The 20,348-nt window shown below is 65.8% G+C and carries 20 protein-coding genes and 1 riboswitch; of the genes, 11 read left to right on the forward strand and 9 right to left on the reverse strand.

The features are described from left to right. Positions 1-132 precede the first annotated feature (132 nt). Together metW and metX are read right to left on the reverse strand one after the other, a co-directional pair. On the reverse strand, positions 133-795 hold the full coding sequence (metW, locus tag ACQR10_RS23560; RefSeq protein ID WP_315805723.1) for a methionine biosynthesis protein MetW: 663 nt from the start codon (positions 793-795) through the stop codon (positions 133-135). Positions 796-798: 3 nt separating this feature from the next. Then, positions 799-2,052, reverse strand: coding sequence for a homoserine O-acetyltransferase MetX (gene metX / locus ACQR10_RS23565; RefSeq protein ID WP_316218865.1), 1,254 nt, complete (start codon positions 2,050-2,052; stop codon positions 799-801). An 82-nt stretch (positions 2,053-2,134) separates the two neighbouring features. Continuing rightward, positions 2,135-2,214: riboswitch (SAM riboswitch) on the reverse strand. Positions 2,215-2,409: 195 nt separating this feature from the next. Between metX and ACQR10_RS23570 the strand changes: the two genes are divergently transcribed. From ACQR10_RS23570 to ACQR10_RS23580, 3 genes are read left to right on the forward strand one after another with little or no spacing between them, the layout of a single operon-like run. Beyond that, on the forward strand, positions 2,410-3,243 hold the full coding sequence (locus ACQR10_RS23570) for a chorismate mutase (protein ID WP_315805721.1): 834 nt from the start codon (positions 2,410-2,412) through the stop codon (positions 3,241-3,243). Positions 3,244-3,280: 37 nt separating this feature from the next. Then, positions 3,281-4,378: a histidinol-phosphate transaminase gene (hisC, locus tag ACQR10_RS23575; protein ID WP_315805720.1), complete on the forward strand. Its 1,098-nt coding sequence runs from the start codon at positions 3,281-3,283 to the stop codon at positions 4,376-4,378. Further along, positions 4,375-5,310: a prephenate/arogenate dehydrogenase family protein gene (locus ACQR10_RS23580; RefSeq protein WP_315805719.1), complete on the forward strand. Its 936-nt coding sequence runs from the start codon at positions 4,375-4,377 to the stop codon at positions 5,308-5,310. Before hisC ends, ACQR10_RS23580 begins: the two co-directional genes overlap by 4 nt. A 2-nt stretch (positions 5,311-5,312) precedes the next feature. Here the strand turns inward: ACQR10_RS23580 and ACQR10_RS23585 are convergent, their stop codons facing one another. Beyond that, the gene (locus tag ACQR10_RS23585; protein ID WP_316218864.1) at positions 5,313-6,497 is read right to left on the reverse strand and encodes a DUF2125 domain-containing protein; all 1,185 of its coding nucleotides are present in this window, start codon (positions 6,495-6,497) and stop codon (positions 5,313-5,315) included. A 99-nt stretch (positions 6,498-6,596) separates the two neighbouring features. Between ACQR10_RS23585 and ACQR10_RS23590 the strand changes: the two genes are divergently transcribed. Next, a complete protein-coding gene (locus ACQR10_RS23590; protein WP_410051479.1) occupies positions 6,597-7,193 on the forward strand; it encodes a gamma-glutamylcyclotransferase in 597 nt (198 codons plus the stop codon). A gap of 3 nt (positions 7,194-7,196) precedes the next feature. Here the strand turns inward: ACQR10_RS23590 and ACQR10_RS23595 are convergent, their stop codons facing one another. The 4 genes from ACQR10_RS23595 to ftsE all read right to left on the reverse strand — a co-directional run bounded on the left by ACQR10_RS23595 (position 7,197) and on the right by ftsE (position 10,565). Continuing rightward, entirely contained in the window at positions 7,197-7,964 is a 768-nt protein-coding gene (locus tag ACQR10_RS23595; protein ID WP_315805716.1) for a lysophospholipid acyltransferase family protein, read from the reverse strand. A gap of 12 nt (positions 7,965-7,976) precedes the next feature. Continuing rightward, the gene (locus ACQR10_RS23600; RefSeq protein ID WP_315805715.1) at positions 7,977-8,690 is read right to left on the reverse strand and encodes a YdcF family protein; all 714 of its coding nucleotides are present in this window, start codon (positions 8,688-8,690) and stop codon (positions 7,977-7,979) included. Between the two features lie 254 nt (positions 8,691-8,944). Beyond that, complete coding sequence (locus tag ACQR10_RS23605) at positions 8,945-9,913, reverse strand: cell division protein FtsX (protein ID WP_315805714.1); 969 nt, start codon at positions 9,911-9,913, stop codon at positions 8,945-8,947. After that, positions 9,906-10,565, reverse strand: coding sequence for a cell division ATP-binding protein FtsE (gene ftsE, locus ACQR10_RS23610; protein WP_315805713.1), 660 nt, complete (start codon positions 10,563-10,565; stop codon positions 9,906-9,908). Before ftsE ends, ACQR10_RS23605 begins: the two co-directional genes overlap by 8 nt. A gap of 214 nt (positions 10,566-10,779) precedes the next feature. Here ftsE and ACQR10_RS23615 point away from each other — a divergent pair, with 214 nt between their 5' ends. Then, a complete protein-coding gene (locus ACQR10_RS23615; protein WP_316218862.1) occupies positions 10,780-11,637 on the forward strand; it encodes an MJ0042-type zinc finger domain-containing protein in 858 nt (285 codons plus the stop codon). 54 nt (positions 11,638-11,691) lie between these two features. After that, positions 11,692-12,072, forward strand: coding sequence for a response regulator (locus ACQR10_RS23620; protein WP_315805711.1), 381 nt, complete (start codon positions 11,692-11,694; stop codon positions 12,070-12,072). An 835-nt stretch (positions 12,073-12,907) separates the two neighbouring features. Here the strand turns inward: ACQR10_RS23620 and ACQR10_RS23625 are convergent. After that, positions 12,908-13,777 (reverse strand): LysR family transcriptional regulator, encoded by an 870-nt coding sequence (locus ACQR10_RS23625; RefSeq protein WP_315805710.1) that lies wholly within the window; start codon positions 13,775-13,777, stop codon positions 12,908-12,910. Between the two features lie 456 nt (positions 13,778-14,233). Between ACQR10_RS23625 and ACQR10_RS23630 the strand changes: the two genes are divergently transcribed. The 5 genes from ACQR10_RS23630 (at position 14,234) to ACQR10_RS23650 (ending at position 19,069) form a co-directional block, all read left to right on the forward strand. Next, positions 14,234-15,310, forward strand: a complete 1,077-nt coding sequence (locus ACQR10_RS23630) for an LLM class flavin-dependent oxidoreductase (protein WP_316218861.1) — start codon at positions 14,234-14,236, stop codon at positions 15,308-15,310. Beyond that, the gene (locus ACQR10_RS23635; protein ID WP_316218860.1) at positions 15,307-15,819 is read left to right on the forward strand and encodes a flavin reductase family protein; all 513 of its coding nucleotides are present in this window, start codon (positions 15,307-15,309) and stop codon (positions 15,817-15,819) included. Before ACQR10_RS23630 ends, ACQR10_RS23635 begins: the two co-directional genes overlap by 4 nt. A 17-nt stretch (positions 15,820-15,836) precedes the next feature. Next, positions 15,837-17,327, forward strand: a complete 1,491-nt coding sequence (locus ACQR10_RS23640) for a sodium:solute symporter family transporter (RefSeq protein ID WP_316218859.1) — start codon at positions 15,837-15,839, stop codon at positions 17,325-17,327. Between the two features lie 61 nt (positions 17,328-17,388). After that, positions 17,389-17,679: a hypothetical protein gene (locus ACQR10_RS23645; RefSeq protein ID WP_315805706.1), complete on the forward strand. Its 291-nt coding sequence runs from the start codon at positions 17,389-17,391 to the stop codon at positions 17,677-17,679. A gap of 61 nt (positions 17,680-17,740) precedes the next feature. Further along, positions 17,741-19,069: an LLM class flavin-dependent oxidoreductase gene (locus tag ACQR10_RS23650; RefSeq protein WP_316218858.1), complete on the forward strand. Its 1,329-nt coding sequence runs from the start codon at positions 17,741-17,743 to the stop codon at positions 19,067-19,069. Positions 19,070-19,177: 108 nt separating this feature from the next. On the opposite strand, the gene ACQR10_RS23655 is transcribed toward ACQR10_RS23650, so the two are convergent. Beyond that, on the reverse strand, positions 19,178-20,347 hold the full coding sequence (locus tag ACQR10_RS23655) for a mandelate racemase/muconate lactonizing enzyme family protein (protein ID WP_434881701.1): 1,170 nt from the start codon (positions 20,345-20,347) through the stop codon (positions 19,178-19,180). Position 20,348: the final 1 nt, after the last annotated feature.

The following is a 20,348-nucleotide window of genomic DNA, read 5'->3' on the forward strand; positions in this document are numbered from 1 at the left end:
CAAAAACCCACAACAGTTGAGCCTCGCAATATGCGGAAGCTGAACCGGACAGCCGTGGGTCAAGCCCGGCCATGACGTGGGGAGAGAGCGAGGACCAAACTTCGGCAGCACCCCGGGGCTGCGCTCGGTTCCCTACCGCCGCTCACCCCTGCTCAGCAGGAACACCCCCTGCTCGCCGAACATGTTCCAGAACCACCAGGGCATGGCGACGCGCAGGGGACGGCCGTAACTATCGAGGGCGACGGCGCGTTCCATCTTGACGTCGATCTCGTCGCAGAGCTGCACGAAGTCCTTGATGGTGCAGAAATGAATGTTCGGCGTGTCGTACCAGGTGAAGGGCAGATTGTCGGTGCGCGGCATGTGGCCACCGACCAGCAACTGCAGCCGCAGCCGCCAGAAGCCGAAATTCGGAAAGGTGACGATGGCGCGGCGGCCGATGCGCAGCAGGTTCTCCAGCACGACCTTGGGCTGCCGCGTCGCCTGCAGGGTCTGCGACAGAATCACGTAGTCGAACGCGTCGTCCGGATAATCGACGAGATCCGTATCGGCGTCGCCCTGCACCACCGCGAGCCCCTTGGCGACGCAATGGTTGACGCCCTCGCGGGACAGCTCGATGCCGCGGCCGTCGATGCCGCGGCTTTCCAGCAGTTGCAGCAGATCGCCATCGCCGCAGCCGATGTCGAGCACCTTGGAGCCGCGCTCGACCATGCCGGCGACCAGCAGATGATCAGGCCGATAGGCCAGCACCTCGCCGCCAGTGAAGCCGTTCAGCGGCAGCACACCCTGCATGCTCATGGCTCAGTCTCCCTTCGCATGGGCAAGCCCGCGCGCCTTGCCGGCGGAATCGAGAAAGGCGCTGGCGATCTCGAAGAACTCGGGGACATCGAGCAGGAACGCGTCGTGGCCCCGGTCGGTCTCGATCTCGGCGAACGACACCCGCGCGCTGGAGGCGTTGAGCGCATGCACCAGCGCGCGCGACTCCGCAGTCGGAAACAGCCAGTCGCTGGTGAACGACACCACGCAAAAACGGGTCTTGATGCCGCGAAACGCCGCCGCCAGCACGCCGTCATGGTCGCCGGCGATGTCGAAATAATCCATCGCCCGCGTCAGATAGAGATAGGAGTTGGCGTCGAAGCGCTCGACGAAGGACGATCCCTGGTAGCGCAGGTAGCTCTCGACTTGGAAATCGGCGTCGAAGGAGAACGTCGGCAGCTCGCGGTCCTGCATGCGGCGACCGAACTTGCGATGCAAGGCGGCGTCGGAGAGGTAGGTGATGTGCGCAGCCATGCGCGCCACAGCCAGGCCGCGATGCGGATGCGTGCCCTTGTCGGCGTAACGGCCGTGATCCCAGTCGGGATCGGCCATCACGGCCTGGCGGCCAAGCTCGTGGAAGGCGATGTTCTGCGCCGAGTGGCGCGTCGCGCAGGCGATCGCGAGATTGGCGAACACGCGCTGCGGATAGGCCACCGTCCATTGCAGCGCCTGCATGCCGCCCATCGAGCCGCCGACCACGGCGAACAGCGTGTCGATGCCGAGATGATCGATCAGCATGGCCTGCGCCCGCACCATGTCGGGGATGGTGATGATCGGGAAATCGAGCCCCCACACCTTGCCGGTGGCGGGGTTCAGCGAGGCCGGCCCGGTCGAGCCCATGCAGCCGCCGATCACGTTGGAGCAGATGATGAAATAGCGACTGGGATCGAGCGGGCGGCCGGGACCGACCAGCGTCTCCCACCAGCCGGGCTTGCCGGTGACGGGATGGCGGTTGGCGACGTGCTGGTCGCCGGTCAGCGCGTGGCAGACCAGCACCGCGTTCGATCGGTCGGCATTGAGCTCGCCGTAGGTCTGGTAGGCGATCTGGAACGGCGACAGGTCGACGCCGCAATCGAGCCTGAGCGGCTTGTCGGCGCCGAACTGCGCCACCGGCGAGCTCGGATGATCGACCTCGTGCGAGCGCTCGTCGGGCGCGACCGTGCGCAACGCGGATGTAGGCGTCGCGGATTTGGACGTCGCAGATTTGGACTTCGGCGTCAGACCTGTCATGTCTCTCACCCCAGCCATCCGGCCAGGGCTCCCGAACCACGTGACACATCAGGCCATGAAAAACCCGGCCTGAACTGGGGTTCGGCCGGGATCGATAACGTCCCCGGCCTGTTTAGCGAGTTTTTTAACGTGGCTGCAAGCCGGCCGGCTCAAATGACCACGGAACGGGCAGAAACTAGTCCCGCGGGCGCTATTCGTCAAGGCAAGCTGGGGTTGACCGTTGGTCGGGCGCTCTGCCGCAGGTCAGCCAAGCCTGGATGGCGCAAGGTAAACTTGCTGTTGCGCAGGTCCGCGGCATCGGAGAGAACGGCATCCGTTCCTTTGGCCGCAGGTTTTCCCGTGGCCTCGCGAAGAGTGACACGGACCATGTCGAACCCGCCGCCCGCCCCGCCCTCGCTCGCCGATCTGCGCAAGGAGATCGATGCCATCGATGAGCAGGTCCATCAGTTGCTGATGAACAGGGCCGACATCATCGACCGGCTGATCAAGGTCAAGAAGACCCAGGAGGTTGGCTCGGCGTTCAGGCCCGCGCGCGAGGCCGACATGATGCGCCGCCTGGTGCAGCGCCATCGCGGCATCCTGCCGCTCGACACCGTCGAGGGGATCTGGCGCGTGATCGTCTCGACCTTCACCTATGTGCAGGCGCCGTTCTCGGTTCATGCCGACGTGTCGGTCGGAGAATCCGCGATGCGCGATTCCGCCAGGTTCCATTTCGGATTCGTGGTGCCCTACGTGCCGCATTTCAGCGCGCAAGCCGCAGTCGAGGCTGTGGCGCGCTCGAAGGGCGATCTCGCGCTGGTGTCGACGACCTCCGGCCATACGCCGTGGTGGATCACGCTCGAGCCCGTGGGCGCACCAAAGATCATCGCGCGGATGCCGTTCATCGAGCGCGCCGACCATCCCGCCGCGCTGCCGGTGTTCGCGGTGTCGCGCGTCGCCGACGATGCGCTGGTGCTCGAGGTCGAGACCTGGAGCATCCGCGTCTCCGGCTGGAATGCGCAGGTGTCGCGGGCGCTGTCGCCGCTCGCCGACGTCATCGCGGTGCCCGATACCGCCTTCGACGGCGCCGCACTGCTGGTATCGATCGAGTCGCCGTCGAACCTCGACAAGATCAGGGCTGCCCTGATCGCGGCGGGCGCCTCGGTACGCTCCGCCGCCCTCGTCGGCGGCCATGCGAAACGCTATACGGTTCCGAGCTGAGACGCCCCGCGCCAGTGATGATTTTCCGGAGTTGACGATGAACCGCCCCGTGCCGAACCCCGGCATCCTCGATATCGCGCCCTATACACCGGGCAAGAGTCCCCAGCCGGAGCCGGGCCGCAAGGTTTTCAAACTGTCGGCCAATGAGACCCCGTTCGGCCCCTCGCCGAGGGCGATCGAGGCGTTCAAGAGTGCGGCCACTCACCTGGAAGATTATCCGGAAGGGACTTCACGGGTGCTGCGCCAGGCGATCGGCCGCACCTACGGCCTCGATCCCGACCGCATCGTCTGCGGCGCCGGCTCCGACGAGATCCTCAATCTGCTGGCACACACCTTTCTCGGCCAAGGCGACGAGGCGATCTCGACCGCGCACGGCTTCCTGGTCTATCCGATTGCGACCATGGCCTGCGGCGCCAGGAACGTGGTTGCCGCGGAGACGGAGTATCGCACCGACGTCGACGCCATCCTTGCCGCGGTGACGCCGCGCACCAAGCTGGTCTGGCTCGCCAACCCGAACAACCCGACCGGCACCTACATCCCGTTCGACGAGGTCAAGCGGCTGCGCGCCGGCCTGCCGTCGCAGGTCGTGCTGGTGCTCGACGCCGCCTATGCCGATTACGTCTCGCGCAACGACTATGAGTTCGGGCTCGAGCTGGTCGCCACGACCGAGAACACCGTGGTCACCCATACGTTCTCGAAGATCCACGGGCTCGCGGCGCTCCGCGTTGGCTGGATGTTCGGCCCGGCGCATATCGTCGATGCGATCAACCGCATCCGCGGACCGTTCAACGTTTCCTCGCCGGCGATGCTCGCGGCGGTCGCCGCGATCGAGGACACCGCGCATCAGCAGATGTCGAAAACGCACACGGAAACGTGGCGCAACTGGCTGACCGAGGAGATCGGCAAGCTTGGGCTGAAGGTGACGCCGAGTGTCACCAATTTCATCCTGATCCACTTCCCGACCGACAAGGGCAAGACCGCGGTCGAGGCCGACGAATTCCTGACCCGGCGCGGCCTCGTGCTGCGCGCGCTCGCCAACTACAAGCTGCCGAACGCGTTGCGCATGACGATCGGCACCGAGGAGGCCAATCGTCTGGTCGTGGAGGCTCTCAGCGAATTCATGAGGGCGACATGAGCGTCGCGGGGCGATTCGAACGCGTCGCGCTGATCGGCTTCGGCCTGATCGGCGGCTCGATCGCGCGCGCGGCGCGGCTGCAGGGCGTGGCCGGCGAGATCGTCACCACGGCGCGCTCGGAGAAGACGCGCGCGCGTGTCGCCGAGCTCGGCGTCGTCGACCGCGTCGTCGCGAGCAATGAAGAGGCGGTCAAGGACGCCGATCTCGTCATCCTCTGCATTCCCGTCGGCGCCTGCGGTCCGGTTGCGGCCGAGATCGCGCCGCATCTGAAGCCGGGCGCCGTCGTCTCCGACGTTGGCTCGGTGAAAGGCGCGATCGTGCGCGACATGGCGCCGCATCTTCCGGCGAACGTCCACTTCGTGCCGGCCCATCCCGTGGCCGGCACCGAGAATTCCGGGCCCGATTCCGGCTTCGCCGAGCTGTTCATCAACCGCTGGTGCATCCTGACGCCGCCCGACGGCGTCGATGCCGGCGCGATCGATCGTCTGCGTGCGTTCTGGACGGCGCTCGGCGCCAAGGTCGAGATCATGACGCCGGACCATCACGACCGCGTGCTCGCGATCACCAGCCACCTGCCGCATCTGATCGCCTACACCATCGTCGGCACCGCCGACGAGCTGGCGCAGGTGACCGAGTCCGAGGTGATCAAGTTCTCCGCCGGCGGCTTCCGCGACTTCACCCGCATCGCCGCCTCCGATCCGACGATGTGGCGCGACATCTTCCTGAGCAACAAGGATGCCGTGCTCGACATGCTTGGCACCTTCACCGAGGACCTGTCGAAGCTGACGCGGGCGATCCGGCGCGGCGACGGCGAGGCGCTGTTCGATCACTTCACCCGCACGCGCGCGATCCGCCGCGGCATCGTCGATATCGGCCAGGATTCGGCGGCGCCGGATTTCGGCCGGCCGCTGCCGCAGTTGAAGAAGAACTGAGGTCAGAACAGCGGAGGGACGCGGGCGACCTTGAACGGACCGAGCACGACGACGCCGTCGGAGAACCGCAGCGGGAAGGTCCGCGCCTTGCGGCCTTCGAGGGTGGCCTCCTTGCCGAGCGCATTGATGCCAAGTGCGACGCCGACATTGGCGTTCTGCTTGACGACCTTGCCGAGGCCGGGAATGGCGCGGTCGAGCGCACCGAGCAGGTTGTTGACGTCCTGCGACTTCACACCGGGCGCCACGCGATCAAGCGTTCCCTGCGGCACGCCGTTCTCGAGCATCTTGTCGAGGCCGAGCGCCGGGATGACCTTTTCGATCCCGGCGACCGTCATCTGCACCTCGCCATCGATGTTGCCGTTGGCGGTCAGGCTGAGCGTGCCCGAGGCAACGGCGAGCAACTCGCCCTGCTGGATGCGCGATTGGACGATCTCGACATGACCGCCGGCGGCCTGGATCTCGCGAAACCGCTCCGGCCAGGGTTTGGGCCGGAAGTCCTTGAGCCCGGTGACGCGGGCCTGGATGTCGGCATTGAACGGTTCGGCCAGCAGCGGATGACCGCCCTGGATGCTGCCGTTTTCGATCTGCAGCGCAGTCTCCAGCACCGGATGATCCGACGGCGTGCCCTCGGCGAGACGGCCGTGCAATTCGGCATGATCGGCGCGCGCTGCGGGCACGGCGGTGTTGCCCTCGATGCGGTCGATGGTCGGTTGTTCGAACACGAGGTCGGCGCGCTGCGGCGGCCCCGGGAGGCCGCGGACGCTGGCCTCGCCGACGCGCCAGTTCACGGAGAACGAGGTCGGTCCGCGTCCGTCGGCAATCATCGCTGGCCCCTTGAACTCCGCGATGATCCGCTTCGGATCCCACACTTGCGCGACGACGAGGATCTCGTCGAGCTTCGCATTCATCAAGGGCGTGCCGGCGGCCTGCGAGAACAGCGCCACGCTCGGATCCGTGCAGCGGACCTCGAGCCGGAACGGGAAGCCGGCGACCGAGCGCTTCGCGCAGTCATAGACGCGTCCCGATTTTGCTTCGCGCGCACGCCAGGCGTCGGCCTGGACATCCACTTGCGAAGCGGCGAAGAACCAGAATGCGCTCCACGCAACAGCGGCGATCAGGAGCAGGACGGGAGCGATGAAAAGCCCCCAGCGAGAGCGCCTGCGCGGCGGTTGCGGCGAACGAGACATGCAGGACACCCTTTGGGCAGCAATTTTGGCAATTCGGCGATCACGGATTGTGTATCTAAATTAACAATTCGCGAGCACCGTACTTAGGCTTCCGCATTGATGTCCGCAATGACCCTCTCCGAACCCGACCTTCCCGATGGCGACCTCTGGGTGTTCGGCTATGGCTCGCTGATGTGGCGCCCTGGCTTCGACTTCGTCGAGCAGGTGCCGGCTCGGCTGATCGGCGAGCATCGCGCGCTGTGCGTCTACTCGTTCGTCCACCGCGGAACGCCGGAGAAGCCGGGCCTCGTGCTCGGTCTCGATCGCGGCGGCGCGTGTCGCGGCATTGCGTTTCGGGTCGCAGCAGACAAGCGCGACGAGACCATCGCCTACTTGCGGGAACGTGAGCAGGTGACCTCGGTGTATCGCGAAGTGACGCGCTCGGTGTGGCTCGAGAACGAGGCGCGCGAGCGGGTGAGCGCGCTGGTCTACGTGGTCGATCGCGGCCATGTGCAATATGCCGGCCGGCTGTCGCCGCAGGAGCAGTTGCGCCATGTGCGCCAGGGTCACGGCCAGTCCGGCGCCAATCGCGACTACGTGATCTCGACCGTGAAGGCGATCGAGGCGCAGGGCTTTCGCGATACGCAGTTGCATCGGCTGGCGACGATGCTGCACGATGACGGCCACTCGCTGCATCCTGCGCCAGGCAAAACATAGCCCTCAAGCCTTCACCGGCGCCCGCACCCCGCCAAACAACTGCGCCTGTTCCGCTTGCCCCGCGGCGACGAGCCGGCCGGTCGCCTCTTCGATGACACCCTGAATCCGCGCCATGAACTCATCGCGCGGCAGGCCAGGCGGCAGCGGATCGAGAAACTCCACGACGAGCGTGCCCGGATAGCGCAGAAATGTGCGGCGTGGCCAAAACAAACCCGAATTCAGGGCCACCGGCAGGCAGGGTACGCCGCAATCCGTGTAGATCAAACCGACGCCGCCCTTGTAGTCCGGCGGTGCGCCCGCCGGGCGCCGGGTGCCTTCCGGGAAGATCACGAACTGACGGCCATGCTTCACCTCCTCCGCCGCCCGCCGCATCACCTGCTTCAACGCGCGGGCGCCGGAGCTGCGGTCGATCGCGATCATGTCCGCCTTGACGAGATACTGTCCGAACAAGGGAATCCGCAGCAGCTCGCGCTTGAGAACGAAGAACGGCGCATCGAAGAAATGCAGCAGCGAGATCGTCTCCCACATCGACTGATGCTTGGCGGCGACGATCAGCGGCCCCTTCGGGATCTTCTCGACGCCGCGATATTCGACGCGGATGTTGCAGACGACTCGCATCAACACGATGTTGCTCTGCGCCCACCAGTTGGCGACGCGCAGCAGCGCCTTGCGGGGCATCGCCAGGGTCGGCAACGCGATCAGCGCCCAGAGCACGAAGTTCGGGTAGAACAGGATGTTGAACAGCAGCGAACGAAGGAAGATCGAGACCATCAGAAACCCAGTTCAATTGGCTTGCGCCGTCGTCGGTCGGCGCGACACCGAGCCGGTTGGCGGATCGACCTCGGGCACGAGATCGAGGCCGAGATCGGCCAGCCGCAGCCGCATCTCGGCGGCGACATATTTGGCGTATTCGGACAGCAGAAGTCGCACCGTCGGCGCGCTGGTCCACCACGGCTCGTCGCGCCATTTCTCGCCGACGACGGCATAGGGAATGAGATCCATGCTTGGCATCGCATGCGAGAGTTCGACGATGGCCCGGGGCATGTGATAGTTCGACGTCACCACGATCAGCGACTTGAAGCCGCGCTCGCTGGCCCATCGCCGCGTCTGCGCGGCGTTGCTGCGGGTGTTGATCGCCGAATAATCCAGATCGACGCAGCAGTTGATGAATGATCGCGCCTCGGGCAGCGACCGGGTGATGTCGCTGGCCTCGTTGGTCGGATGCACGCCGGAGATCAGCAGCCGCCGGCCATAGCCTCCCGCCAGGAGTTCCACCGCGTCCGATACGCGTGACGAGCCGCCGGTCAGGACCACGATTCCGTCCGCCTTGCGCTCGGGCTGGATCTCGGCGCCCCGCAATTGCGAAAGGAAGCCGACGAAACCGACCGCCGCGACGAAAAAACCGACCCCGAGCGTCGCCACGGCGCCCGCGACCGTCCGCCACACCGCCACGGTGAGCGGCAGCTTTCGCCTGCTATGGTCGGTCTCCGGCTCCATGCAACGCCTGGCTTGTCCTTGCCTGCCTGCGCGCGGCGCCATGCCGTCGCGCGATCCCGTCGTTCAAGTCCGGGAACGCAGGCAGGTTTCGCCGGCCTCCCGATCACGTTCGCTCGCCGCCGATCCTGGCGCGCGATCTCCGCCGTGTTCGTGACCCAGCTCACCCCGTCTGCCTCACCCCGGCGCAGACGATTTTAGGCGGTTTTCGGGCCAAGTGAAATCCGCAACGAGACGGCTGGGGATAGAAGCCGCCATCAGTCGATGCTCGCCAGCGTCGTGAACAGGGTCCGGCGTGCGGCCCAGCCGGTCACCGCGGCGATCACCACGGCCTGCAGCGCGATCGCGACATAGCCGAGCGGGCGCAGCGAGAACGTCCCCAGCAACGCCGCGAACTGATCGCCGACGGGGGTGCCGGAGAACCAGTTGGCGATCGACTCCGAGAACCCGAATCCGAGCATCGCAAGGCCGCCGCCGATCACGCCCCCCTCCAGTCCGAGCTGCAGGAAGTGCCGCAGGAAGTGATTGGCGATGTAGCGGTCACCGGCGCCGACGAAGTGCAGCACCTCGACGATCGGCCGGTTCGCTGCCATCGCGCCGCGGGTCGCGAACGACACCGAGATGATGGTGGCCGCGATCACCAGCACGAGAATGCCGAAGCCTGCAAACAGGGTCGCGCCGGTCATCGAGCGCATCCGCTCGATCCAGGCGCGATGGTCGTCCACGCTGGCGGTCGGCGCAACCTGGGTCACGCGGGTGCGCAGGGCGTTGAGATCGAAGCTGGTGCCGGGCTGGACGCGCGCAATGATCACGCGCGGCACCGGAAGCTCGTCGAACGACAGGCCGCTGCCGAGCCACGGCTCCAGCAGCTTGCTGGACTCCTCCTTGGTGAAGGGCCGGACCTCGACGATGCCCGACTGCCCCCGCATCGCGTCCGTCACCAGGGCAATGTCACGCTCGATGTCGCGGCCGGTCTTGGGACGGACCTGGACCGTGATCTCGCTCGCCACCTCCGACTGCCACTCGGCCGCGGACTCGCTGACCAGCAGCACGCCGCCGGTCGTGATCGAGGCCAGGAAGGTCATGATCGCGACCACGGCGACCAGCGCGCGGCCCGCGATCGAGGCGCGCGGCACGATCGGCGACACGATGCGGGCCTGCGCCGGCAGTTGCGGGCGGTCGTCGCCGAGATCGACCAGAAGGCCGCGATCGTCTACGCTACTCATAGATGTGCAATCGTCCCTGATGCAGCACCAGCCGGCGGGCCTCGTATTGGTCCATCAGCGTGATGTCATGGGTTGCGATGATCACCGCCGTGCCCGAGCGGTTCAGCTCGATGAATAGCCGCAGAAGGCGGCGACCCAGTGTCGGATCGACGTTGCCGGTCGGCTCGTCCGCGAGCAGCAGCTGCGGCCGCGAGATCACGGCGCGCGCGATCGCCGCGCGCTGCTTCTCACCGCCCGACAGGATCGGCGGCAGCGCATCCATGCGCTCGCCGAGACCGACCCATTTCAGGAGGTCGATGACCTCCTTGCGGTAGCTCGATTCGTCGCGGCCCATGACCCGAAACGGCAGCGCCACGTTCTCGTAGGTCGTCATGTGGTCGAGCAGCCGGAAATCCTGCAGCACGATGCCGATGCGCTTGCGCAGATCGGCGATCTCCTCCTTGCTGAGCAGCGAGATGTCGTAGCCGAACAGATTGACCAGGCCGCGGGTCGGCCGCAGCGACAGGAACAGCAGCTTCAGCAGCGAGGTCTTGCCGGCGCCCGACGGGCCAGTGAGAAACTGGAAGGAATGGGCCGGAACCTGGAAACTGAGGTCGCGGAGGATCTCCGGCCCCAGTCCATAGCGCAGCCCAACATTTTCGAACCGAACCAAAGCGTCAGCTCCGTTCGACCGCGTGCGCGGCAGACCCGCACGCTCCAAGCTCAGCGGTACGATGGCCCGATTGAGCGCCCGTTATGGTTTCCGGTTCGTTAACGGTCGCCGTGTACCATTGGCGCGATTGAGTTCCGAAGTTCGTCGACATGGCGGTCCTTGTAGCACGAACTGTCGGAAACAAAGCGGCAATGGCCGTTGGAGAACCGGCGCGATGTTCATCGTTTGCCCTCATTGTACGACATCTTATGCCATCGACTTGGCAACCCTGGGTATGGCCGGCCGCAGCGTACGCTGTTCCCGTTGCAAGGAGGTCTGGCTGGCGCGACCGGAGGATGCGGTCGAGGCGCCCGCCCCCATGCCTGCCATGGCGGAGGCCGGCGCGGCCGCCGCGCCGCGTGACGCCGCCGACGAGTGGGAAGCCCTCGCCCGCCAGGAAGACGACGACGACGGACGCCAGCCCGAGGTGGAAAGTCCGCCGCTGGCCGCCGGCTGGCCCGAGGACGCGCTCGCCGAGCCCGAGGACGACACCGAAGAGGCCGAGCAGCCGGTGCAGAGCGGGGCTTCGCGCCTCGCCGGTCTCCGCACGCTCATCAGGCGCCCGAAATTGCCGGATGTCCCAGGCCATAGGCTGTTGAACCTGCCGGTGCTGACGGCCGCCATGGCGGCGCTCACGATTGCGCTGGTGGTGTGGCGCGCCGACGTCGTCAGGCTGCTGCCGCAGACGGCGTCGTTCTACAAGCTGGTCGGGCTCGAGGTGAACCTGCGCGGCCTGAGCTTCAAGGACGTGAAGGTCGCGACCGAAACCGTCGACGGCAAGCCGGTGCTGGTGATCGAGGGGACGATCGTCAGCCTGACGAAGAAACCGGTCGACCTGCCGCGGCTGCGCTTCAGCGTCCGTGACGCGCAGGGCACCGAGATCTACGCCTGGAACACCCTGCTCGAGCAGACCGCGCTCAAGCCCGGTGAGCGCACGACGTTCAAGTCGCGGCTCGCCTCGCCCCCTCCCGAAGGCCGCAATATCGATATACGGTTCTTCAACCGGCGCGATCTCGCCGCCGGCAGTGCATGATGGTTCCGGTCTCGTGGGTCGCCCGCGGGGCCCACGACACGGAGACGAAACGACATGTCGCGCGTGCTGATCGCCGACGACGAAGATTCGATGCGGACCTTGGTCGCGCGCGCCATTGCCATGGATGGACATGAGATCGTGACGGCGCAGGACGGTGCCGAGGCGCTCGACATCCTGACGCGCGAGGCCGGCGCCTTCGACCTGTTGCTGACCGACATCCAGATGCCCATCATGGACGGCATCGCGCTGGCACTGTCGGCAGCACGCGATTTTCCCGACCTCACCATCCTGCTGATGACCGGCTTTGCCCATCAGCGCGAGCGGGCGTCGAATCTCAGCGCAATCGCTCACGACGTCATCACCAAGCCGTTCTCGGTCGCCGACATCCGCACCGCGGTGGCCGATGCGCTGGCGTCGAAGGCGGCGAAGGCGTAGGAGGCGCCTGCGCGAAGCGTCGCCTGCCAGACGCCGGATGGCTCGCGCATTGGGATCTGCTCTTAGCTGCGATCCGTGGTCTTCCTGCATTCCTTCGCTGCCGTCCCTGCGAACGCAGGGCCCCATAACCACCGGCGGCTGTTGAAACACGACGCTGGTCCCCCATCGTGTGCAATGACATCGTCCTGTGGCTATGGGTCCCGGGTCAGCACCACGCCGTCGCTTCGCGCCGTCGTGGCTTGCCCGGGACGACAGTTACATTTTGGCGCACGCCTGCATTCCCGCGGCGTATCTCGCCCGAGCTCTGCCGGTCGTCGTCGCCCTCATCAGGTCGGAGGGCGCAGGGAATGCCGGGTGAAGGCCTCACCCATGGCCCGCCTGCGAAAAAAATGCAGGCGGCAGGTACCACAGGTTCAGCCGAACATCCGGCATTCCCTGCGCGACGGGCTTACGCTTACTTCGCGCTCTCCCCGGGGACCGGCTTGATTGCCCCCGTCATCAACGCAGCGCGTCAAGCGCTGGCGTCGACTTGACCTCGGCACCGGGAGGTCAGGACCACACGACTTCACGTCCGCAAGCTGCCGTTCGTCCGCGTAGCAAGCTACGCTGCGGCACCTCGCGGCCATCGCCTCCCCGCCTCGCGTGTCGTGACGATCGCGCGCAACGCCCCTCCGAGTGAGGCGGGATGCGTGGGAACATCGTCCTGATTTGCCCGACGACACAAGGCCGCAACGGTGCGGCAAACTGGCTCGACGGGCAGTTCACGCAGAGCTGTCATGAGCAGATTGCCCGTCGGGCAGTCATCGCCCCTCACCGCGCAGGCGCGCGGCCGGAGCTATTCCACGCGCGCACCGAACAGCGCCACGAACCTGTCGATGTCGTGCTCACGCAGGCCGAACAGCCAATAGCGCACGGGAATCTCCGGCGTTCCGATCCGCACGAGCCGCCCCGACGCCAGCCACGGCTGCGCGGCGCGATCCGACACGAAGCCGATATGGCGGCCGCCAAGCAGCGCCGAGATCACCGCCGTGCTCGACGACAGCTTGAGGACGGGATGCGCCACACGCTCGGGCTCGACCCGGTGAGAGACGAGCGCCGCGGTCAGCGTCTGCGTCAGCTCGCCGTGCTCCCACAACAAGGGCGCCTGCTCGGCCAGCGACTTCCAGCTCAGATCGGCCGGCACGTGCTGCGCCCGCTCGGGATGAGCGCATAGCACCAGTCGGTCGGCGAACACGGCGACCTGGCGGAACTGCGGGTGGCTCGGCATGGCGCTGGTCACCCCCGCATCCGCCGTTCCCCGCATCACATAAGCCGCTACCTCGTTGACGCTGCCACGGACGAGATCGACACCGAACGCGCCGGGACCATTGTCCCGCGCCAGAAGATGCGGCATCCAGAAGTCGTAGGCACTGGCGGTGCATGCCACCAGCGCGGACGGTGAGGCGGGACGCCGGCCTTCGACACGGCGCATCGTCAGCTCGATGTCACGCAGGATCCGCTCGGCCTCGTTCAACAGCACCTGTCCGGCCTCGGTCAGCATCAGCCGGCGCCCGGAGCGGTCGAACAGCGGGACGTCGAGCTTCTCCTCCAGCTTCTTGATCGAGACGCTGACCGCCGATTGCGTGAGGCCCAGCCGCTCGGCAGCATGGGTGAAGCTGCCAAAATGAGCGGCTTCGAGGAAGATCCTCATTTGCTCGAAGGTCATGGACTCTCCTGGGCCTCGGCGACGTCCGGCTCGCCGCCGAATGCGCTCCCACGGACAAATTCGAACCAGTTCCCGAGCCGGCCTGCCGTCAAACCAGTCACTCCCATCGCTTTCGATGAATTCGTTTCATCCTCGCAGGGACCAGCATCAAAAGCGGCGCCGCATCATTCATACACTTCAGTGCGCATGAACTGAATGAATAAGTAGTTCCGATCTGCTTTCGTCGCAGGCACTTCAGGACGTTTTATCGATCAATCACGCCGCTATTTTCAGCACCGACCGCATACGCCTGCGCGCGACCCGGTTTGGCAAGACGCTTGCTAATTACTTCGCACGAAGGCTTTCGAGCGAGGACAGCGAGGATATGCCGCCTGCACCTTCTGCGACACCCACCGACGAGGCACCGATCCATGATCGTGCTCCGCGCGCCTCCTTCGCAGCATGCGGGGTCGCGTGATGGAGTTCGGCATCTGGCTTCCCGTCTATGGCGGCTGGCTGCGTTCGCTGGACGCACCGACCGGCCCTGACGTTGCCGCCTGTCTCGCGATCGCCCAGCAGGCCGAAGCGCTCGGGTTCGACTTCCTTTACGCCTCGGAGAACCTGCTCAACTGCATCCATGGCCCGAGCGAGAGCGTCGCCGACGCCTGGAGCATTCTGGCGGCGATCGCCGCCGTCACCAGCAAGGTCGGGCTTTGCGGCGCCATCAAGCCCGGCTTCCGCTCGCCGTTCCTCGTCGCCCGGATGCTCGACACGCTGTCGAAGATCGCGGAGCGCAGGCTCGGCATGAATATCGTCTGCGGCTGGTGGAAGGAGGAGTTCGACCTGTCCGGCGTCGACTGGCTGGATCATGACGGACGTTACGACCGCGCCGGCGAGTTCCTGCGCACGCTCTATGGCCTGTTTCAGCCGCCTGCCGAAATTGCCGGGACGGACGCTCCGCCTGGAGAGGCGCAGCCGATCGAGCTCAAGCAGCCACCGACCTATGGCCTGGACCAGAACGCCCTGCCGGAGGTGTGGATCGCCGGCCACTCCGGCCGCGCCATGCAGATGGCCGCGGAATGGGGCCATTGCCTGTTCCTCAATGGCATGGGCGACGAGGAGCTGAAGCGGCGCATCGAGGCGGTGCGTCAGGAGGCCAACAGCTGGGGCCGGACCATCCTGATCGCAGCGAATGCCTACGTCATCGCGACCGAGACGACCGAGCAGGCAAGGCAGCGCTGGAAGACGGTCGTAGGTCGCCGCAATTCACAGACGATCGACTTCTTCCGCAAGGTGATCGGCAGCTCCGGCGCCGCCGCCTGGGCCGCGCTCGGCGAGGAACAGATGGTCGATTCCAACGCCGGCTTCGAGCTCGGCCTGATCGGTTCCTTCGAGGACATCCGCAACCGCATCCCCCAGCTGCAGGCCTTGGGCCTCGACCGCATCGTCTGTCAGTTCGACGACCCGATGCGCGACGCCGGCCCGTTCATGAAGCAGGTGATCCGCCCGCTCAGGGACAATCGCACACTCGCTTTCGAAGGTCAGATGTCATGAGCGCGCTCGAAGCCACGATCACTTCCGCCGGCGACATACGACAGGGCTTCAAGGACGTGTTCAGCCAGCTCGCATCCGGCGTCTGCATCGTGACGTTCCGGCGCGGCGGACAGCTCCATGGCTTCACGGCCACCTCGGTCACGTCGGTCTCGTTGCAGCCGCCACGGGTGCTGTTCTGCGTCGCGCAGAGCAGCCAGAGTTACGCCTGCCTCGGCGTCGGCCTGAGCGTTGGGATTTCCGTCCTCAGCGCCGGCCAACGGGCCTTGTCCGATCGCTTCGCGAGCAAGCTCGCACCCGGCTCCTATGATGACGTGGCGACGATCGAAGGCGCCGGCCAGGCGCCGCTGATCGCGGGCGCTCTCGGACAGCTGGGCACTGCCATCGTCGATCTGATCCCGTCCGGTGACCACGCCATCGTGCTCTGCGACGTGACCTCCGCCCATGCGGGCGGCGGCGCGCCGCTGCTCTACCACGCCCGCAACTATCACACGCTTCACCAGAGTTCCTGAACCCCGGAGAAATCGCAATGGACAAATCGATCTTTGCCGCGATGCCGAGCCTGACGCCGACCCTCGGGTATGCGTCGATGATCGGACTAGGCCTGTTCTCGCTCGCCCTGTCCTATGCCGTGAAGAGCTTGCTCGTTCGAAACACTCACGACTTCATCATCGCCGACCGCCGAGTCGGCTTCGGTTTCGGCGTCGGTTCGGTGATCGCCGTCTGGACCTGGGCCATGGCGGTGATGATGAGCTCGGCGATGACGTATCAATGGGGCCTCTCCGGCCTGTTCTGGTTCGTGGTGCCCAACGGCTTCGCGGTCATGGCGATGATCCCGTTCGCCCGCATCCTGCGCAAGAACATGCCGGAGGGCTACACGATCTCCGAGTTCATCGAGTACCGGTTCGGCAGGTCGAAAGCCGCGACCGCAATCGTCACCGTGACGATGATCTTCGGAATCATCCTGGAGATCCTGATCAATCTCAAGGGCACCTCCGTCGTCGTCTCGACGGTGTTCGGGATCGACTGGAAGGTGGCGACCGTCGTCGGCATCATCTGCGTGCTCGCCTATTCATACTTCGGAGGCTTGTGGACGAGCGTGATGACCGGAACGCTCAACACGCTGATGATCACCGTGCCGGCGGCGATTGTCGTGGCCGCGGTGTATGCCGCGATCCCGGGCGGATCGGAAGCGGTCTTCAACGCCGCCGGCGCGGCCGATGCCCGCAACCTGTCGGTGCTGCGTCCCGATGCCGCCGCGGGCTTCGGCATCACGCTTGCGTTCGGCCTCCTCGCCGCAACGGTCTCGGACCAGACATTCTGGCAGAAGGTCTGGGCCATCAAGAGCCGCGACGTCGGCCGCGTGTTCCTCTGGTCGGGCGCGCTGTTCTATCCGATCCCGATCTGCCTGGGCATGCTCGGCCTGGTCGGCATCGCCTATGGCCTCAAGCCGGCCGATTTCGGCGGCGACATCGTCGCGGTCGGCCCCTACATCGTCTCCCATATCGGCCTCGGTCTGACCCTGGTCCTGCTTTACGTGCTCGTCATCCTCGCCGCCTGCTACTCGACCATCGACGGCGCCAGTGCCGCGCTGTCCTCGGTCGTCGCCGTCGACATCGTCAAGCGCTACTTCCCGCAAACCTCCGAGAGCAGCCTGTTCGTGATCACCAAGCTTTCGGTCCTGCTCGGCGGCATCATCGCGACCCTGATCGTGCTCTCCGGCCTCGACTTCACGACATTGGTGCTGACGACCTATGCGCTGAAGACCTCGATCCTGCTGCCGCTGGTGCTGTCCATCCTGTGGCCGAAGACCAACATGATCGGCTTCGTCGGCGGCATCGCGCTGGCGATCGGCGTGGGCATGCCGATCTACGCCACGGCCGGCGAGCTGATCGGAACGCTGTCGATCGTCGCGATCAGCGGGCTGACCGTCGTCATCGCGGGTCTGATCGGCGGCGAGAACTTCGACTTCACCGGCCTGCGGCGTATCGGCGATGAGGTCTCTGCCCCGGCCGAATAGCTGCGCGAGGCGCGCCGGTCCTCGGCGCGCCCGTCCCTCTGACATCCCAAAGGAGCCAACCATGTACGTCCTGATCACGATCGTCGGCATTCTCGTCACCCTGTTCTTCCTCGCTGGATTCTGGCGCGGCCTGCAGAACGCCATCGCCGAATATCGCAGCGGCGCCGCCGAGCCGACCGACGTGCCCGACTATGGCTATGGCGGGCTGGCAGCGATCTCGGTGATCGCGTCCGCCGTCATCATTGCCGGCGTCGGCTTCACCCCCGCGATGATCTATGCCGGCCCGCTGCTTGCGCTGGTGACGGCGGCTGGATGCGGGCTCGCCTTCTTCGTCGAGCAGAAGAGCGCCTGATCACCGACCACCCGAAGTTCATGACGGACTGGACGAGTTTCGGACGCAAGGAGAGCATTGCATGACGACGACCACGAGGAAGAAGGCTCATCTTCTGGGATTCATCCAGCACGGCGTGAACAGTCACGCCACCGGAATGTGGCGCCACGTCAAGGACAAGATCGGCTGGGATTTCGCCCGGCCGGACTACTGGCAGCACATGGCCCGCACGATGGAACGCGGGATGTTCGATGCCATGTTCATCGCCGATGAGCTCGCGCCCTACAACACACACGAGGACAGCTCCGACGCGATCGTGAAATGGGCTGTGCAGTGCCCGACCCACGAGCCGTCGACGATCGTGCCGATCATCACCACCGCGACCAAGCATCTCGGCGTCGGCGTCACCCTGTCGACGGCGTTCGAGCATCCCTATTCGATGTGCCGCAGGCTCTCGAGCCTCGATCACCTCTCGGGCGGCCGCGTTGCCTGGAACATCGTGTCGTCCTACTCCAAGAGCGAATGGGATGCCTATGGTCACACCATGACCGAGCGCAGCGGCCGCTACGACCGGCTCGAGGAATACATGGAGGTCTGCTACCAGCTGTGGGATTCCTGGGAGCCGGATGCGATCATCGCCGACAAGGTGTCCGGCATCTATGCTGATCCCGCCAAGATCAAGGTCGTGAACCACGAGGGCAAGTACTACAAGTGCCATGGCCGGCATTTTTGCGCGCCCTCCCCGCAGGGACGGCCGGTGCTATGGCAGGCCGGCTCATCCAACCAGGGCCGCGACTTCGCCGCCAAGCATGCCGAGGCGATCTTCGCCGTGCATCCGAACGTCGACCGCATGAGGCAATATGCCGGCGATCTGAACGAGCGGCTCGCCGGCAAGTTCGATCGCAAGCCGGGTTCGGTGAAGCTGATCTACGGCCTGCAGACCGTGGTCGCGGAAACACGCTCGGAGGCGCAGGAGAAGTACGCGCGAATCAAGGAGTGCATTCCGCCGGAGGGCGCGCTGGCCTGGATGTCCGGCCATTTCGGGCTGGATTTCTCCAAGTTCGACGGCAATGCCATCGTGCAGAACATCGAGGTGCCGGGCATTCAGGGTCTGTTCGAGTCGATCATCTACGCCAAGGGCGGCGCGCCGGTGACGGTGAAGGAGGCGGCGATGATCTACGCGCAGGGCATGGGCATGCCGGTCGCGGTCGGCACCGCCAAGGACATCGCCGACCAGATCGAGCACTACATGGATGACGGCGGCGCCGACGGCTTCATGCTGGCGGCGACCTACACGCCCGGCTGCTTCGAGGAGTTCGCCGATCTCGTCGTTCCCGAGTTGCAGCGGCGCGGCCGGTTCAGGACGCGATATACGGGCACGACCTTGCGGGAGAATCTGCTGGAAGATTGAGTCTGGTGAGCCCCGCCGCCGGGCCGCCCTTCGAGATGCCAGCTTCCGTCATGCTGAAGAGTGCGGCTTGCGGCGCGTCTCGAAGGCCCCTGCTCAACGGCGCGCGGCTCAAGCGCTCAGCGCGCGCATCTCCGCATGCAGATCCGACTTGCCCTCGAAGCCGATGCCGGGGAGTTCGGGCATGGTGATGTGGCCGTCGATGACGTCAACGCCGTCGGGGAAGCCGCCATAGGGCTGGAACAGGTCGGGGTAGCTCTCATTGCCGCCGAGGCCGAGGCCGGCGGCGATGTTGAGCGACATCTGGTGGCCGCCATGCGGGATGCAACGCGACGGCGACCAGCCATAGGTCCTGAGCACGTCGAGCGTGCGCAGATATTCGCACAGGCCGTAGGACAGCGCGCAGTCGAACTGCAGCCAGTCGCGGTCCGGACGCATGCCGCCATAGCGGATCAGGTTGCGGGCGTCCTGGTGGCTGAACAGGTTCTCGCCGGTCGCCATCGGGCCGGGATAGAAATCGGCGAGCGTCGCCTGCAGATGATAGTCGAGCGGATCGCCCGCCTCCTCGTACCAGAACAGCGGATAGTCGCGCAGCATCTTGGCGTAGGCGATCGCTGTCTCCAGGTCGAAGCGGCCGTTGGCGTCGACGGCGAGCTGGTTGCTCGGACCGATCTCGTCGAGCACGGCCTCGATGCGCTGGCGATCCTCCTCGATCGGCGCGCCGCCGATCTTCATCTTGACGACGTTGTAGCCGCGCTCGAGATAGCCGCGCATCTCCCGGCGCAGCGCCGAGAGATCCTTGCCGGGATAGTAATAGCCGCCGGCGGCGTAGACGAACACGCGCGGATCGGCCTTGCGGTTGTGGCGCTCCGCGAGCAGACGGAACAGCGGCTTGTCGGCGATCTTGGCAACCGCGTCCCAGATCGCCATGTCCAACGTGCCGACCGCGACCGAGCGCTCGCCGTGACCGCCGGGCTTCTCGTTCATCATCATCGCCGTCCAGGCCCTGTCCGGATCGATGTTGTCCTTGGTGGCATCGAGCAGCGAGGCGGGATCCGCCTCGAGGAGTCGCGCGCGAAACCGCTCGCGAATCAGGCCGCCCTGGCCGTAGCGGCCGTTGGAGTTGAAGCCGTAGCCGACCACGGGATGCCCGTTGCGCTCGACATTGGTGATGACCGCAACGAGGCTCGACGTCATCTTGGTGAAATCGATATAGGCATTGCGGATCGGCGATGAGATCGGCTTCGTCACCTCGCGGACGTCGACGATACGAACGGTCATG

It is taken from the genome of Bradyrhizobium sp. HKCCYLRH2060, assembly GCF_051168135.1.
In the GTDB taxonomy this organism is placed as follows: domain Bacteria; phylum Pseudomonadota; class Alphaproteobacteria; order Rhizobiales; family Xanthobacteraceae; genus Bradyrhizobium.